The following is a 13,680-nucleotide window of genomic DNA, read 5'->3' on the forward strand; positions in this document are numbered from 1 at the left end:
CGAACCGCGGGCCCCGATCTTGGCCGATGAGGGAAGGGTCAGCCCTTCTTCTTATTGGTCGGCAGGATGCAGTTGCCGGCGAAGGAGCAGGCGACCGCTTCCTTCGGCGTGCCCGGGTCGGTGTATTCCACCATGTAGCCCGGCAGGCCGTCGGCGCAGGCCACTTCCAGACGCATGCTTCCGGTGGTCGACTTCAGCGGCTGGCCCGTCGCGGACACCGTGCAGTCCTTCTTGTCCAACTTCTTCAGGTCGGCGGTGAGGCCCGCGTAGTCGACCTTGCCGAGGGTGCAGCGGTAGCCCGCGAGCAACGCGTGGCCACAGTCGTAGACCACCCCCTTGCCGCTGGCCGGGAAGATGCCGATCGCGCCATTGCCATCGCCGCATACCAGCTCGGCGACTTCCTTGTCGCCCTGGCTCGGGAAGATGGCGTAGCGGGTCACGGCGCAGTTGGAGCCGGCGCCCTTGGCCAGCTTGGTGTAGAGGCCGGCCTGTTCGGCGGTCGCCGCACGGGTGTCGGTGAGCGTGCAGGTGCCGGGCGGCACCTTGGCGCAATCGAGGCTCTGGGTGACCTGGCCGGTCGTGTTCGCCTTGACGATCCAGCCCTTGCCGTCGGCGCAGGAGAACTCATAGCCCTCGGTGCCGTCGGTCAGCAGGCCGACGAAGCGGCGGTCCTTCACCGTGCAGCCGACGTTGGCGGTCGCGGCGAACTTGTCGGCGATCGCCAGGCGCGCGGCGGGCGTGCCCATCATGCATTTCACATTGGCGTTGGCCGCGTCGTAGGCGAGGCAGTTCAGCGCGCTGGCGTCCTTGGACACCAGCAGCGGGGCGCTGGCGGTGACCATGTAGCCGGCCCCGCCAGGGCACGAAACTTCGAAGATGGTGTTGGTGGCGGTCTGGCCGATGCCGCGAACGCCGTCCGGCGTGCAGGGCACCTTCGCCTTGGCGGCCAGGGTGGCGATCGCCGGCATCAGGTCGAGGTTGGCCGGCAGGATGCAGGGGTTGCCCGGCTTGGTCATGTCAGCCGGATAGTTGGCCACCAGGCAGCTGAAGACGTTGGGCGGCGCGGTGCCGTTGGTCTGCAGCAGGAAGCCGATCGAGCCCGGGCCGCAGGCGACTTCATAGACGCTGGGCTGGAGGCCAGTCTTGGGGTCCTTGGCGCCCTTGCCCGCCAGGCGGGCGTCGGACACCGGGCACTCGATTCCAGCCGCCTGGATGATCGCGGGCGCGTCGGCCATGCCCTGCTTGCGCGCGGCGGCGTCGACGGTGGGCGCTTTGACGGCCGGAGCCGCCATGGCGGCGGCCGGCGCCATCACGGCGACGACAAGGGCGACGAGGAGCCCCAATCCGATTGGCCTCATGACTTCAGTCTCTCCTGGACGTTTGTACCGGGCGCTCGACCCGTTCGGCGCACATAAGCGCCAGGAACCGCATGGGGGTCAAGACGAGGGCGCTCCGATGTGAAACTTCGGCGCGGTTCCAAAGGCTTAGCCAACAGCGTTGCACGCTGGACGGGCGCCTTCGCTCAGGCTCCGCGAACCCGCAGCTGGGCTCCGGCGACGCCGGTGACCTCGACTCGCGCGCCCGCCGCCAGGGTCTCACCGTCCTCAAGCTCGGCCGCCCATTCCTTGCCGTCGACGAACACACGGCCGGAGCGCCCCACGAAGGCGACGACCGCGCGGCCCTGGTGGCCGATGATGCGCCCGGCGCTGTCATTGATGTCGGCGCCTAGCGGTCGGAACAGCGACTTGGGCAGGTAGCGCCGGGCCAGCAGGATCGAGGAGATGGTCAGCAGGACCCAGACCAGCACCGCGTCGAACGGCGTCAGGCCCGCGAAGGTCGCCAGGAAGGCCACCAGCACCGCGACGCCGCCCGGCCACAACAGCCAGCCGGAGCCGGTCATCGCTTCGGCCACGAAGAACAGGGCCGCCACCGCCGCCCAGGCCCAGAACGGGTGCGCGAGATAGAGGCTCATCGGGTCAGGCATGGCTCAGCTCCCCGCCGGCGGGACCGCCGTGCCGCCGCGCGTTGCCGACCGCGCCGCCGGATTGGCCGGGCGCGGCGGGATCGGCGGCTGCTCGGCCTGGGCGGTCCTCACCAGTTCGCCGATGCCGGCGATCGAGCCGACCAGCGAGGCCATGTCGGCGGGCACGATCACGGTGCGCTGCTGCGGGCTTTCGGCCAGCTTGGCGAAGGCCTCCACATATTTCTGGGCGATGAAGTAGTTGATCGCGTTGACGTCGCCCTTGGCGATGGCGGTGGAGACCAGCTCCGTCGCCTTGGCCTCGGCGCCGGCGGACCGTTCGCGGGCTTCGGCGTCGCGGAAGGCGGCCTCCTTGCGGCCCTCGGCCTGCAGGATCGCCGACTGCTTCTGGCCTTCCGCCACGGTGATCGCCGCCTGCTTCTCGCCGTCGGCCTCGGTGATCACCGCCCGGCGCTCGCGCTCGGCCTTCATCTGGCGGGCCATGGCGTTGGTGATGTCCGGCGGCGGCTGCAGGTCCTTGATCTCGATCCGCGCCACCTTGACGCCCCACGGATTGGTCGCCGCGTCGATCACCTCCAGCAGGCGCGAGTTGATGTGATCGCGCTGCGACAGCACCTCATCGAGTTCCATGTTGCCGACCACGGTGCGCAGGTTGGTCATTGTCAGCTGGGTGATGGCGAAGTCCAGCTGGCTGACCCGGTAGGCCGCGGCCGCGGCGTCCATCACCTGGATGAAGACGATGGCGTCGACCTGGACGGTGACATTGTCCTTGGTGATCACCTCCTGCTGCGGCACCTGCAGCACCTGTTCCATCATATTGATGCGCCGCCCGATGCCCTCGACGAAGGGCGTCAGGAAGCTGATGCCGGGCTTCAAGGTGCGGGTGTAGCGGCCGAACCGTTCGACGGTGACCTCGCGGCCCTGCGGCACGATCTTGATCGCCCCGACCGCGACGAACAGGGCCAGGATCACGAAGATCGCGGCGACAATCGTGATGACCATGGACTTCCCCTCAACTTTGGAGCGAGCTTAGTCACGGCTGGAGGCCCGCGCCATGGAAACCCGCGGCGAGGTCTGCTAGCGACGATCCATGTTCTGGAAGACCACCGCCCTCCTGGCCTGCGCGGTCCTGGCGATGGGCGCCACGCCCAAACCCGCCGCGCCCAAGACGCCGGCCGCCCCGCCGGCCGCGACCGCCGCCGCGCCGGCCAAGCCCGCCGCCAAGCCCGAAGAGCCCTTCGACGCCCGCGACCCGGCCAGCCTGGTGACGCTGTTGGCCACCGTCGGAGCCAAGGGCGTGGTGTCGCGCCGGGAGGACGACGCGGTCATGGTCACCGTCACCTCCGCGGCCGCCAACTTCTCCGCCCAGTACGCCGGCTGCAACGCCCAGGGGCGGGTCTGCAAGGCGGTGCTGTTCGACAACATGGTCGACCAGGCCGGGCCGACCTTCGCCCAGCTCAACGCCTTCAACCAGACCTCGGCCATGTGCCGCGGCTACGAGGACAAATCGGCGAAGCCGCATGTCATTTATTCGACCCTGCTGTTCGAGGACGATGGCCGCGACCGGATGAAGACCCAGGTCGCCGCCTGGACCGGCTGCATCGCCGAGTTCCGCAACTTCCTGAAAGACCCGAACGGGTACCTGGCGAGCGCGCCGTAGGGGCGATCGACATTCAGCGGAGCCTCCTCTCCCCCCGCGCGTGCCGCGTCGGGGGAGAGGAGCGGATCGTGAGCCCTGTCCCGAGATAGTACGATGGCAGGGAGAGTCGCATGCGCCCTCTGCCACCTTCGCACATTGTCAAAGAGCGGTAGTTCTCGTTATGTTCGCGGTAGGCCCGGCGTCGAGAAAAGTCGAGAAATTCCGACTTCAATCGCCGGCCCTGTCGCCCGTTGCGGGAGCGCCCTTCGGCGCTTCCCCGCCTTAAATCTCACGGGAGATGCGAGCCTTCCGGTCTCGGCAAGTCAAGGACCGGCCCCTGGCCGGCCGCCCCGCGGCGGCGCTCCGCGCCGTCCTTCAGTTGCCGAGACGGGAAGGCAGATTGGCCGCCATGAAATCTATGGTTCGGTCCCTCCGGAGGGACGCCTTTCCAAAGACAAGCCACCGACAACGCCGTCTTCGCAACTGGCACAGAGCGATGCATGATCAGGACCATGGCGACCTACAGCGGCAGTTGTCATTGCGGTCGCGTCCGGTTCGAGGTCCAGGTCGAACTCGATCATGTACGAGTCTGCGACTGCTCAATATGCCGGCGGCGCGGGGCGCTAATCCACCGCGTCTTGGATTCGGACTTCAAACTGCTCACGCCGCTGGAAAATCTCTCCCGTTACAAATTTCACACGCGCCAAGCCACGGACTACTTCTGTCCTAACTGCGGAATCCTCCCCTTCAGGCGCCCTCGAACAGCGCCGAATCTTTGGGCGGTGAACGTTCGGTGCCTCGACGGTGTGGACCTGGACGCCATCCCCGTGAAACGCGTTCACGGCAGCAGATTGCCCTAAACCGGGCTTATGCCACCTCCCTCGCCCGCAACCCCGCCACCCGATCGATCGCCGCTTCCGCCTCGGCCATGATCCGGGCCACGATCTCGCCGGCCGGGGCGACGTCGCGGACGCCGCCGGCCGACTGGCCCATGGCGAAGGCTGAGCGGTCGATGTCGAGGCCCTCGACCTGGCCGCCGATGCCGCCCATGACGCCGGCGCGGCTGGACAGGATCGCCTGTTGCGGGAAGGGCTGGATGTCGGCCGGCCGGCTCTCCCACTCCTCGACGTAGGGGTTCTTCTTTACCCGCATGGGTTTGCCTGAATAGCTGCGGGTGCGGATGGTGTCTTCGTCGGAGGCCTCGACGATCACCTCGCGGTACATCTGGCCGGCGTGGGCTTCTTCCGAAGCGATGAACCGCGTGCCCATCCAGACGCCCACGGCGCCCAGGCTGAGCGCGGCGGCCAGGCCGCGGCCGTCGTAGAGCCCGCCCGCGGCCACCACCGGGATCTTCACGGCCTCCACGGCCTGGGCCACCAGCGGCATGGTGCCGACCAAGCCCGTATGTCCGCCGCCCTCGCCGCCTTGGCAGATGACCGCGTCGCAGCCGGCCTGTTCGGCCTTCACCGCATGTTTCACCGCCCCGCAGACTACCATCACCTTCAGGCCGGCCGCCTTCAGCTTCTCCATGATCGGCATCGGCACGCCCAAGCCCGCCACGAAGGCGGACGCGCCCTCCTGGATGATGATCTCCACACTGGCGGTCAGGCTGTCGGGGCTGGCCGCCAGCAGGTCGACGCCGAACGGCTTGTCGGTGAGCGACTTCACCTTGCGCATCTCGTCGCGGATGAAGTCGGGCGAGCGGCCGGCCATGCCCAGCACGCCATAGCCGCCGGCGTTCGAGACCGCGGCGACCAGCTCGGCGTAGGAAACCCCACCCATGCCGGCCAGCATGATCGGATGCTTTACGGCCAGGAGGTCACAGAGCTCGGTGTGCAGGGTCATCGATGGCCTCCCGTTTCTTGGTTGGGACAAGCATAGCCCAGGGCGGTTGTCCGGCCGAAGGCCCGAAAGAAAAACACGAGGACCACCAAGGGCACGAAGACCACGAAGGCGCTCTGCCAGCTCGCCGGCCGCAGGCCAAAGCCAGACGATGGCGTAGCAGGACAGCTCTCATCGCTCGCGAAGCGCACTGCCTCTTCGTGATCTTCGTGTCCTTGGTGGTCCTCGTGTCAAAATCGACGGGCGCCGCTGCGCAGCAACAAGCAAGGATCAGAAGATCGTGTAGCCGCCGTCGATCACGAAGCTGTCGCCGGTGTGGAAGCGCGAGGCGTCCGAGGCCAGATAGACCGCGATGCCGGAGAAGTCGTCGCCCTCGCCCCAACGGCGGAAGGGCACCCGGCGGATCACCTGATCGTTGAACTTGTCGTTGCCCTGGGCGCCCGCGGTCATGTCCGTGGCGATCCAGCCGGGCAGGATGGAGTTGGCCCGCACGCCGTGGCGAGCGTACTCGACCGCCAGGCCCCGGACCATGGCCAGGACGCCGGCCTTGGTGGAGGCATAGGCCTCGTTGCGCGGCGCGCCGTGAATGGCGGAGGTCGAGGAGGTCACCACCAGGGAGCCGCCCGGGTCGCCGTCTTTGGCGCGCTCGACCATGTGGCGGACGGCTTCGCGGAAGGTCCAGAACACCGCGTCCAGGTTCACCGTGGTCACCCGGCGCCACTTTTCGGTGGTCATTTCGTCGAAAGGCGCGCCGCCGCCGATGCCGGCGTTGGCGGCGCAGAAATCGAGCCGGCCCAGGGTCCTGATCACCTCGGCGACGCCGGCCACGACCGCGGCTTCGTCGGCCACGTCGACCTTCTGGACCAGCACCTCGCCGCCGTAGGCCTTCAGCGCCGCCTCGGCCTTGGCGTTCTTGTCGGGGTTCTGGCCCCAGATCGCCACCTTGGCGCCGGCGGCGGCCAGGCCCTCGGCCATGCCGAGGCCGATGCCGCCATTGCCGCCGGTGACCAGCGCCACCTTCCCCGTCAGATCGAACGGCTTGAACGCCATGACCGATGCCTCCCCTTTGCGTTTTTCAAACAAGCGTTGGGAGGCAAAAGCCCCGGATCGTCGCGCCCCGTCAAGCGCGCGACGATGTAACCGTGCATCCCCGTGCGGCGAATGACCTGGGGCGTCGTGCGGACGCCGGAGAACATCATGAAACTCGCCGCCGTCCTCAGCCTCGCTGTCTCCCTGTTGCTGCCCCTGGCGGCGAGCGCCGCGGCCTGGGACGTGGGTCCGCCGCTCGGCGCCAAGGTCCCGGCGCTGCACGCCACCGACCTCAAGGGCGCCCCGGTCAATGTGCGCGGGCTCTCCGGGAAGAACGGCCTCGTCCTGGTGTTCTTCCGGTCCGCCAAATGGTGCCCCTATTGCCAGAAGCAGCTGATGGACATGAAAGACGCGCCCGGTCCGCTAGGGGCGCGCGGCTATAAGCTGGCCGCGATCAGCTATGACCCGACGGATGTCCTGACCCAGTTCACCGAGAAGCGCGAAATCCCCTATCCGCTGCTGTCCGATCCAGGCTCGGTGACCATCGACGCCTGGAAGCTGCGTGACATCCGCTACAAGCCCGACACCTTCGCCTGGGGCGTGCCCTACGCCTCGATCTATGTGATCTCGCCCCAGGGCGTCCTGAAGGCCAAGCTGGCGGAGGAAGACTACAAGGTCCGCCCCCCGCTCAGCGCCATCCTGGAGACGATCGACGGCCTTCCGAAGGGCCGCTGATCAGGCTCGCGCCTTCGCCGCCGCGCGCACCTGAGCGACCGGCGGCGGCTGGGGCCGGGCGAAGGTGAACTCGTCCTCGCCGGAAAGCGACGGGACGAAGCGGTAGCCGTCGATGTCGAAGGCCTTCAGGTCCTGCGGCTTGTCGATCCGGTTGTCGATAGCGAAGCGGGCCATGGCGCCGCGCGCCCGTTTGGCGAAGAACGACATGATCCGCGCCTCGCCGTCCTTCTCTTCCAGGAAGCGGCAGGTGACGACGCCGGCCTTGAGCGCCGCGCGATCGACGGCGCCGAAATATTCCTGGCTGGCGCAGTTGATGACCACCTTGCGCCGGTGGCCGGCCAGCGCGGCGTCCAGCGCCTGCGACACCCGCGGGCCCCAGAAGTCGTAGAGGCTGGCGCCCCGCCTGGTCTTGATCCGCACGCCCATCTCCAGCCGATAGGGCTGGATGGCGTCGAGCGGTCGCAGCACGCCGTAGAGGCCGGACAGGATGCGCAGGTGGTCCTGCGCCCAACCCAGCGCCCGCTTGTCCAGTTCCCGCGCCTTCAGGCCCAGGTAGACGTCGCCGTTGAAGGCGAAGGCCGCCTGCAGGCCCTCCTCGCTGGCCGGCTGGAAGGCCTGGAACCGCTCGCGGTTCAGCTTCGCCAGCGTGTCTGAGAGGTCCATCATCCGTTTCAGGTCGATGACCCGCAGCTTCTTGGCGACGGCCGCCAGCTCGGCGGTGTGGTCGGCCATCTGCGGCGCGCTCATCGGCGCGCTGAACGGCGGCGTGGTGAAATCGAGCGCCTTGGCCGGGGAAAGGACGATGAGCATCGCGCGATGCTTTGCCGTGTCCCGCAGGCCAAGCCAAGAGCCCACGACCCGATCGTCCGTCTTGATGGCCAAGCCATTGTGGATCATCACCGCGGCCATGACTTTCCCACGCGCCGCCAGGGCGCTGTTCCTCGGCCTCGCGGCGGCAGTCGCGCTGAGCGGCGCGGCCTGCGCCGGACCCTTAGGCGCCTGCATCTGGTCCAAGCTTTCGTCGGCCGAGCACACCCGGATCCTGGCGGCCTATCAGCTGGATATGGGCGCCGGCGCGGCCGCGTTAGAGAAGCTCGGTGGCCCGCTCAAGGCCAAGGCCGCGCTCTGCGCCAGGCGAAGCGACATCCCGCCGGACTGGATCCAGACGATCACCGGATCGGAAGCCGTGCAGACCTATGCCGCCGCCTCGCTGCTCGCGGCCAGGCGGCTGGACAGGCCGAAGCTCGACGCTGCCTGGGCCGCCGCGCCCACAGACGTGGCCGCCTGCGTGCGCGCCAACGGGCGCCTCGCGTTCTTTTCCAACGGCATCGGCTGCGCCAATCCTGCGGAGTCGGCCTGGCTGCTCAAGCGGCTCGGCCTCGACCCAGCCCAGCAGCCGACGGCGCGACAGGCGCTCTATTATTTCAACGCCAAGGCGATCGGCGAGTGGGGCGATACGCTGGTCGCCAAGTTGGCGGCCAAGGCGGCCCGCTAGAATAGCACCCGCGGATTCATGATCCGCTTGGGGTCGAGCGCGCGGCGGATCGCCGACAGGGCCTCAATCTCCACGGGAGATTTGTAGCGCCGGGCTTCCTCGGTCTTCATCGAGCCCAGGCCGTGCTCGGCGCTGATCGAGCCGCCCATGGAGGCGACGATGTCGTGGACGATGCGGGATCCCTCGTCGCGCTTGGCAGCGTGGCGAGCGTCCGGCGCGCCGTCGCCGCGCAGGACGTCGTAGTGGATGTTGCCGTCGCCCATGTGCCCGAAGGCGGCGATGCGCGAGCCGGGAGCGAAGGCCTCCATCGCCGCGGTCGCCTCGCGCAGGAAGTCGGCGACCCGGCTCACCGGAACCGAGATGTCATGCTTCCAGGTCGCGCCTTCCGGCTTCTGGGCGGGCGACTGGTTCTCGCGGATCGCCCACAGCGCCTTGGCCTGGCTGTCGGTCTGGGCGACCACGGCGTCGGCGATCAGCCCGTCCTCCAGACCGGACGCCAGGAAGCGCTCCATCGAGGCCTCGGCCGATCCGGGCTCGCCGGAAGAGAACTCCGCCAGGACGTACCAGGGATGCACGCCGGCCAGCGGGTCGCGCGTGCCGGCGATGTTCTTGAGCGCGAAATCGACGCCCAGGCGGCCCATCAGCTCGAAGGCCTCGACCGCCCCGCCGGTCTCGTCCTTGGCGCGGACCAGCAGCTTCAGCGCGGCCTCCGGGCTCTTCAGCCCGATCATCGCCACGGCGCGCGAGGCCATCACCGGGAACAGCTTCAGGGCCGCCGCGGTGACCACGCCCAGCGTGCCCTCCGCGCCGATCAGCAGCTGCTTCAGGTCGTAGCCGGTGTTGTCCTTGCGCAGGCGCTTCAGGCCATTCCAGACCTCGCCGTTGGGCAGCACCGCCTCCAGGCCAAGCACCAGGTTTCGGGTCATGCCATAGCGCAGCACCTGGGTGCCGCCGGCGTTGGTGGAAACGAAGCCGCCGACCGTCGCCGAGCCCTCCGACGCCAGGCCGAGAGGGAAACGCCGGTTCATCGCCGCGGCCGCCTCGTGGATGGCTGACAGGGTGACGCCGGCCTGGGCCACCAGCACATCATCGAAGGCGTCGCTCTCGCGGATCGCGCGCATCCGTTCGGTGGACAGCAGCACCTCGCCCTGCGGGATCTGGCCGCCGACCAGGCCGGTGTTGCCGCCCTGGGTGGTGATCGGGGTCCCGGATTCGAAGCAGATGCCCACCACCGCCGCGACGTCCGCCGTGGTCTTCGGAAGCGCCAGGAACGGCGTCTCCCCGCTCCAGCGGTCGCGCCATTCCAGCAGCTTGGGCGCCAGCCGTTCCGGGTCCTGGCTCCAGCCGCCCTCGCCCAACACGGCCTTCAGGCGGGAGAGCACATCGGCGGGAACGGGAGCGGTCATGGCCGCAGTGTAGCGCCGCGATCCTAGCCCACAAACCCCGCCGCGCGGCGCAGGCGGTCGTTGATCGCCTCGCCGAGCCCGTCGTCGGGAATGGGCGCCACCGCGATGCCCTGAGCGCCGGAGCGGTCCGCGGCGCGCAGATAGGCGAAGAGGTTGGCGGCGGCTTCGGCCAGATCGCCGGTCAGGCTGAGGTTCAGGGGCTCGGGGAAGCCCGAGCCGAAGCCCAGCCACACCTCGCCGTCGCGCGGCGCGGTGGCGTTCAGCCGCAGGGGCAGGTCCGGCGCATAGTGGCGGGTCAGCCGGCCGGGCGAACGCCTGGCGTCGGCCTCGGCCTCCGCAAGCGGCCCGATCAGCGCCTCGATCTCGGCGCGGGTGACGGCGCCTGGCCGCAGCAGGCGCGGCGTGTCCAGCAGGGCCACCACCGTCGACTCCAGCCCGATCTGACAAGGCCCGCCGTCGAGACCTGCGGCGGCGGCCGCTCCGGTCTCCGCCATGGCGTCGGCAAAGGAGGTCGGGCTGGGCCGACCCGAGCGATTGGCGGACGGCGCGACCAGCGGACCGCCGAAGGCGTCCAGCAGGGCGTGGGCCAGGGGATGGGCCGGCGCGCGGACGGCCACCGTATCGAGGCCAGCGCGGGCCAGGTCGCAGACCGCGGCCGCGTCGGCCACCGGCAGCACCAGGGTCAATGGCCCCGGCCAGAACCTCGCTGCCAGCTGCTCGGCCCGGTCGTCGAAGCGGGCGATCCGGCGCGCGGTCGCCACGTCCGCCACATGGGCGATCAGCGGATTGAAGGCCGGCCGGCCCTTGGCCTCATAGACCTTCGCCACCGCGCGCGGATTGGAAGCGTCCGCCGCCAGCCCGTAGACCGTCTCGGTCGGCAGGATAACCAGGCCGCCGGCCCGTAGAGCGGCGGCGGCGTTTGCGATGTCGGCGGCGTCGTCCACGGCGGTGGGTTACACCGCCCAGGCCCGATACGCCTACTTGGGTTTGCGGAACTTGAAGATGAACTGGTCGGTGTGGCCGCGGATGGCCTTGTCGAACACGATCTTCTTCAGGTCGTCGGCGGGGTTCTTCAGCGCCGTGCTCTCGCCCTCGAAGACGAAGCCGGCGTCGGTCACCTGCTTCTTGACGATGGCCGGGTCGATGCGGTGCAGGGTGTCCGTGTCGCGCAGGCCCGAACCGGCCTCGGCCGTGTGGTCGACCACCAAGAAGGTCCCGCCCGGCTTCAGCGCCTTGAACACCGCACGGTCGAAGACCATCAGGTCGATCTTGCCCATGAACTTGTCCGGATAGTCGTGATAATTCTGGACCGTGAACACCAGGTCGACGGGCTCGGGCGCAGCGAAGGCCGCACCGGGCTGCAGGATCACCGAGGTGTTGGGATAGCCGGTCCGGGCCAGGCCCTGGTTCTTGATCGGGTCCGGCTGGGCCTCCTTGGCGTACTCGTCTGGCCAGATCATGTAGACGTGGCCCTTCGGGCCGACGATCTTCGAGAAGACCTTGGTGAAGTAGCCGGAGCCCGGGATCAGGTCGACGACCTTGTCGCCGGGTTTCACGCCGGAGAAGGCGACCACCTCGGCGATATGGCGCCGCGCATCGGCGTCGCGGTCGTCGTCGCGGCCCTTGTCGGCGACGGCGGCGGAGACATAGGCGGGGACCGCCGGCGCGGCGACCACGGCGGCCGCGGCCAGGCTGGCGGCGGCGCAGGCGGCCAGGAGCAGGGTTCTCATCGTCAGGTCCTAACGGTCATGTGGCGAAGCTGACGGAAAGCTCCGGCCACCGCCTCACCCTGTCAACGGCGCGGACCTACCGCTTGTCGCCCGCCGCGGTCGTTTGGGCGTTCAGTTGCACGCGAACCGTGACCTTGGCCGGCACCTGGTCGGTGGCGGTGAACTCCCCCTGGCCGACGCCGAACAGGGTCCGGTCGAGGCTGGTCTCGCCGCTCATCTGGGCCTTGTCGCCGACGATCTTCAGCTTGAACGGCAGGTCCACCGGCTTGCTCACCCCGCGCAGGTCGAGGGTTCCGTGGGCGACGTAGGCGCCCTCGCCCTTCTTCTCGAACTTCGTGGCGGTGAACACCGCCTTCGGATGGGCGGCGGCGTCGAACCAGTCGCTGGCCGGCAGGGAGGCGTCGCGCTGATCGTCGCCGGTCTTGGCCGAGGTCATGTCGATGGTGACGACGACCTTGGATTTATCGAGCGCGTCGGGGCCGAAGAGGATGTCGGCCTTCCAGCTGTTGAACCGGCCGTGCACGGCGTCACCGCTCCAGCTGGTCTGGAAGTTCAGGCTGGAGCCGGGCGCCACCTTCCAGGCGACGGCGCCCGTCGGGGCAGCCGCGGCCGGTTTGGCGCCGGCCGCCGGCGGCGCGGCGGTCGCGGGCGTCCCCGGAGCCGCGGGCGCGGCCTCAGGCAAGAAGGGTTCCGCAGGGGCGGCCTCGGCCGGCGCCGGGCCCGAGGCCGGATGCGGCGGCTGGACCAGCCAGCCGAAGGCGGCGGCGCCGACCACCGCCAGCGCGATCAGCCACAGGCGCGGCTCCCACCAGCGGCCGGACACCGAGCCCGGCGCGATGCGCGCCAGCACCGGGATGTTGCGCTCGAAGAGCTGGTGCTTCAGCGCCCCGCCGATATGCAGAACGAAGAGCCCGTAGAAGCCGAACGCCAGCAGCTCGTGGCTCGTCTGGCCGATCCTGCGGGCGATGCCCTTGGCCGCCGGCGAAAGATTATCGACGCCGGGGATGTTCGCCAGATGGACCGTCCAGAACAGCACCGTCGGGATCGCCGTCCGGCTGGCCGAGACCATCAGCCAGCCGGTCAGCGGCATGCCGATCATGATCGCGTAGAAGCCCCAGTGGACGGCTTTCGACAGCACGCGCTCCCAGGTCGCCAGGCCCGCCGGTTCCGGCGGCGGCGGGTTGGCGAGGCGCCAGCCCAGCCGGATCAGGCTGAGGAACAGGATCGTCACCCCGATCGACTTGTGCAGCTGGGTGAGCGCGAAGCCCGTCGGGCTGCGGTCGTCGGCAAAGCGCCACGCCAGGCTCACCTGGGTCACGATGGCCAGCGCGATGATCCAGTGCAGGACGATCGCGACTGTGGCGTAGCGGGTGCGGCCGACTGGAGCGAAACGAGTGGCGGTCATTCGGGGCCTTCCTGGGGCTTATTTCTTCTCGAACTCGACCTCGAAGATCACGTCGACGTCGTCGCCGGTGAACTGGTTGAGGATCACGCTACTGACTCCGAAATCCGACCTTTTAATCCTGGCCGAGCCGGAAAATCCGAGACGCGTGCCCAAGGGCGTGATCCCGTGGCCCGCGCCGTCGAAGGTGACGTCGAGGGTCACCGGCTTTGTGACGCCGTGCAAGGTCAGGTCGCCGGTCACGGTTCCCTTGCCGTCCTCTCCGCCCGCCACGGCGGTCGAGACGAAGGTGATGGCCGGGAACTTGTCGGCGTCGAGGTAGCCGGCGATCTGCTTGTTGAAGGCGGAATCGTTGGTGTCGACCGACTTCGGGTCGGCCGTGAAAGTCAGCTTGGTCTGCTGCCAGTTGGCCGGGTCGTAG

At 69.0% G+C, this 13,680-nt stretch carries 15 protein-coding genes; 4 read left to right on the forward strand and 11 right to left on the reverse strand.

The annotated features are described in order from the left end of the window. Positions 1 to 38: 38 nt before the first annotated feature. The 3 genes from VHS75_RS17105 to VHS75_RS17115 all read right to left on the reverse strand — a co-directional run bounded on the left by VHS75_RS17105 (position 39) and on the right by VHS75_RS17115 (position 2,983). Positions 39 to 1,358 carry a hypothetical protein gene (locus tag VHS75_RS17105; RefSeq protein WP_329639822.1) on the reverse strand — a complete coding sequence of 440 codons (1,320 nt, stop codon included), beginning with the start codon at positions 1,356 to 1,358 and terminating at the stop codon, positions 39 to 41. Positions 1,359 to 1,522: 164 nt separating this feature from the next. Then, on the reverse strand, positions 1,523 to 1,984 hold the full coding sequence (locus VHS75_RS17110) for an NfeD family protein (protein ID WP_329639823.1): 462 nt from the start codon (positions 1,982 to 1,984) through the stop codon (positions 1,523 to 1,525). 3 nt (positions 1,985 to 1,987) lie between these two features. Then, positions 1,988 to 2,983, reverse strand: a complete 996-nt coding sequence (locus tag VHS75_RS17115) for an SPFH domain-containing protein (protein WP_329639824.1) — start codon at positions 2,981 to 2,983, stop codon at positions 1,988 to 1,990. An 88-nt stretch (positions 2,984 to 3,071) separates the two neighbouring features. On the opposite strand from VHS75_RS17115, the gene VHS75_RS17120 reads away from it, so the two are divergent. Both VHS75_RS17120 and VHS75_RS23125 read left to right on the forward strand, forming a co-directional pair. After that, the gene (locus VHS75_RS17120) at positions 3,072 to 3,641 is read left to right on the forward strand and encodes a hypothetical protein (RefSeq protein ID WP_329639825.1); all 570 of its coding nucleotides are present in this window, start codon (positions 3,072 to 3,074) and stop codon (positions 3,639 to 3,641) included. Positions 3,642 to 4,132: 491 nt separating this feature from the next. Then, positions 4,133 to 4,480 carry a GFA family protein gene (locus VHS75_RS23125; RefSeq protein WP_414694352.1) on the forward strand — a complete coding sequence of 116 codons (348 nt, stop codon included), beginning with the start codon at positions 4,133 to 4,135 and terminating at the stop codon, positions 4,478 to 4,480. A 7-nt stretch (positions 4,481 to 4,487) separates the two neighbouring features. Here VHS75_RS23125 and VHS75_RS17125 read toward each other — a convergent pair whose 3' ends face one another. Together VHS75_RS17125 and VHS75_RS17130 are read right to left on the reverse strand one after the other, a co-directional pair. Continuing rightward, a complete protein-coding gene (locus VHS75_RS17125) occupies positions 4,488 to 5,465 on the reverse strand; it encodes a nitronate monooxygenase family protein (protein ID WP_329639826.1) in 978 nt (325 codons plus the stop codon). A gap of 267 nt (positions 5,466 to 5,732) precedes the next feature. After that, on the reverse strand, positions 5,733 to 6,512 hold the full coding sequence (locus VHS75_RS17130; RefSeq protein ID WP_329639827.1) for an SDR family NAD(P)-dependent oxidoreductase: 780 nt from the start codon (positions 6,510 to 6,512) through the stop codon (positions 5,733 to 5,735). A 147-nt stretch (positions 6,513 to 6,659) separates the two neighbouring features. Here VHS75_RS17130 and VHS75_RS17135 point away from each other — a divergent pair, with 147 nt between their 5' ends. Continuing rightward, the gene (locus VHS75_RS17135) at positions 6,660 to 7,226 is read left to right on the forward strand and encodes a peroxiredoxin family protein (RefSeq protein WP_329639828.1); all 567 of its coding nucleotides are present in this window, start codon (positions 6,660 to 6,662) and stop codon (positions 7,224 to 7,226) included. On the opposite strand, the gene yaaA is transcribed toward VHS75_RS17135, so the two are convergent. Further along, positions 7,227 to 8,036 carry a peroxide stress protein YaaA gene (gene yaaA / locus VHS75_RS17140; RefSeq protein ID WP_329639829.1) on the reverse strand — a complete coding sequence of 270 codons (810 nt, stop codon included), beginning with the start codon at positions 8,034 to 8,036 and terminating at the stop codon, positions 7,227 to 7,229. 64 nt (positions 8,037 to 8,100) lie between these two features. Here yaaA and VHS75_RS17145 point away from each other — a divergent pair, with 64 nt between their 5' ends. Further along, positions 8,101 to 8,721: a hypothetical protein gene (locus VHS75_RS17145; protein WP_329639830.1), complete on the forward strand. Its 621-nt coding sequence runs from the start codon at positions 8,101 to 8,103 to the stop codon at positions 8,719 to 8,721. On the opposite strand, the gene VHS75_RS17150 is transcribed toward VHS75_RS17145, so the two are convergent. From VHS75_RS17150 to VHS75_RS17170, 5 genes are all read right to left on the reverse strand, one after another. Further along, the gene (locus VHS75_RS17150) at positions 8,718 to 10,127 is read right to left on the reverse strand and encodes an FAD-binding oxidoreductase (protein ID WP_329639831.1); all 1,410 of its coding nucleotides are present in this window, start codon (positions 10,125 to 10,127) and stop codon (positions 8,718 to 8,720) included. The genes VHS75_RS17145 and VHS75_RS17150 overlap by 4 nt on opposite strands. 23 nt (positions 10,128 to 10,150) lie before the next feature. Next, on the reverse strand, positions 10,151 to 11,071 hold the full coding sequence (locus tag VHS75_RS17155) for an L-threonylcarbamoyladenylate synthase (RefSeq protein WP_329639832.1): 921 nt from the start codon (positions 11,069 to 11,071) through the stop codon (positions 10,151 to 10,153). A gap of 33 nt (positions 11,072 to 11,104) precedes the next feature. Beyond that, positions 11,105 to 11,857 carry a methyltransferase gene (locus VHS75_RS17160; protein ID WP_329639833.1) on the reverse strand — a complete coding sequence of 251 codons (753 nt, stop codon included), beginning with the start codon at positions 11,855 to 11,857 and terminating at the stop codon, positions 11,105 to 11,107. Positions 11,858 to 11,933: 76 nt separating this feature from the next. After that, a complete protein-coding gene (locus VHS75_RS17165; protein WP_329639834.1) occupies positions 11,934 to 13,262 on the reverse strand; it encodes a YceI family protein in 1,329 nt (442 codons plus the stop codon). Between the two features lie 18 nt (positions 13,263 to 13,280). Beyond that, positions 13,281 to 13,680 (reverse strand): YceI family protein (locus VHS75_RS17170; RefSeq protein WP_329639835.1); only part of this gene is annotated, 400 nt, incomplete at its 5' end.

The sequence above is a fragment of the Phenylobacterium sp. genome (assembly GCF_036264965.1).
Classification (GTDB): Bacteria; Pseudomonadota; Alphaproteobacteria; order Caulobacterales; family Caulobacteraceae; genus Phenylobacterium.

Bases quoted from the DNA above. Each gene is read 5' to 3' on its own strand.
- VHS75_RS17105 (WP_329639822.1), bottom strand. From the start codon at position 1,358: ATGAGGCCAATCGGATTGGGGCTCCTCGTCGCCCTTGTCGTCGCCGTG.
- VHS75_RS17110 (WP_329639823.1), bottom strand. From the start codon at position 1,984: ATGCCTGACCCGATGAGCCTCTATCTCGCGCACCCGTTCTGGGCCTGG.
- VHS75_RS17115 (WP_329639824.1), bottom strand. From the start codon at position 2,983: ATGGTCATCACGATTGTCGCCGCGATCTTCGTGATCCTGGCCCTGTTC.
- VHS75_RS17120 (WP_329639825.1), top strand. From the start codon at position 3,072: ATGTTCTGGAAGACCACCGCCCTCCTGGCCTGCGCGGTCCTGGCGATG.
- VHS75_RS23125 (WP_414694352.1), top strand. From the start codon at position 4,133: ATGGCGACCTACAGCGGCAGTTGTCATTGCGGTCGCGTCCGGTTCGAG.
- VHS75_RS17125 (WP_329639826.1), bottom strand. From the start codon at position 5,465: ATGACCCTGCACACCGAGCTCTGTGACCTCCTGGCCGTAAAGCATCCG.
- VHS75_RS17130 (WP_329639827.1), bottom strand. From the start codon at position 6,512: ATGGCGTTCAAGCCGTTCGATCTGACGGGGAAGGTGGCGCTGGTCACC.
- VHS75_RS17135 (WP_329639828.1), top strand. From the start codon at position 6,660: ATGAAACTCGCCGCCGTCCTCAGCCTCGCTGTCTCCCTGTTGCTGCCC.
- yaaA (WP_329639829.1), bottom strand. From the start codon at position 8,036: ATGCTCATCGTCCTTTCCCCGGCCAAGGCGCTCGATTTCACCACGCCG.
- VHS75_RS17145 (WP_329639830.1), top strand. From the start codon at position 8,101: ATGGCCAAGCCATTGTGGATCATCACCGCGGCCATGACTTTCCCACGC.
- VHS75_RS17150 (WP_329639831.1), bottom strand. From the start codon at position 10,127: ATGACCGCTCCCGTTCCCGCCGATGTGCTCTCCCGCCTGAAGGCCGTG.
- VHS75_RS17160 (WP_329639833.1), bottom strand. From the start codon at position 11,857: ATGAGAACCCTGCTCCTGGCCGCCTGCGCCGCCGCCAGCCTGGCCGCG.
- VHS75_RS17165 (WP_329639834.1), bottom strand. From the start codon at position 13,262: ATGACCGCCACTCGTTTCGCTCCAGTCGGCCGCACCCGCTACGCCACA.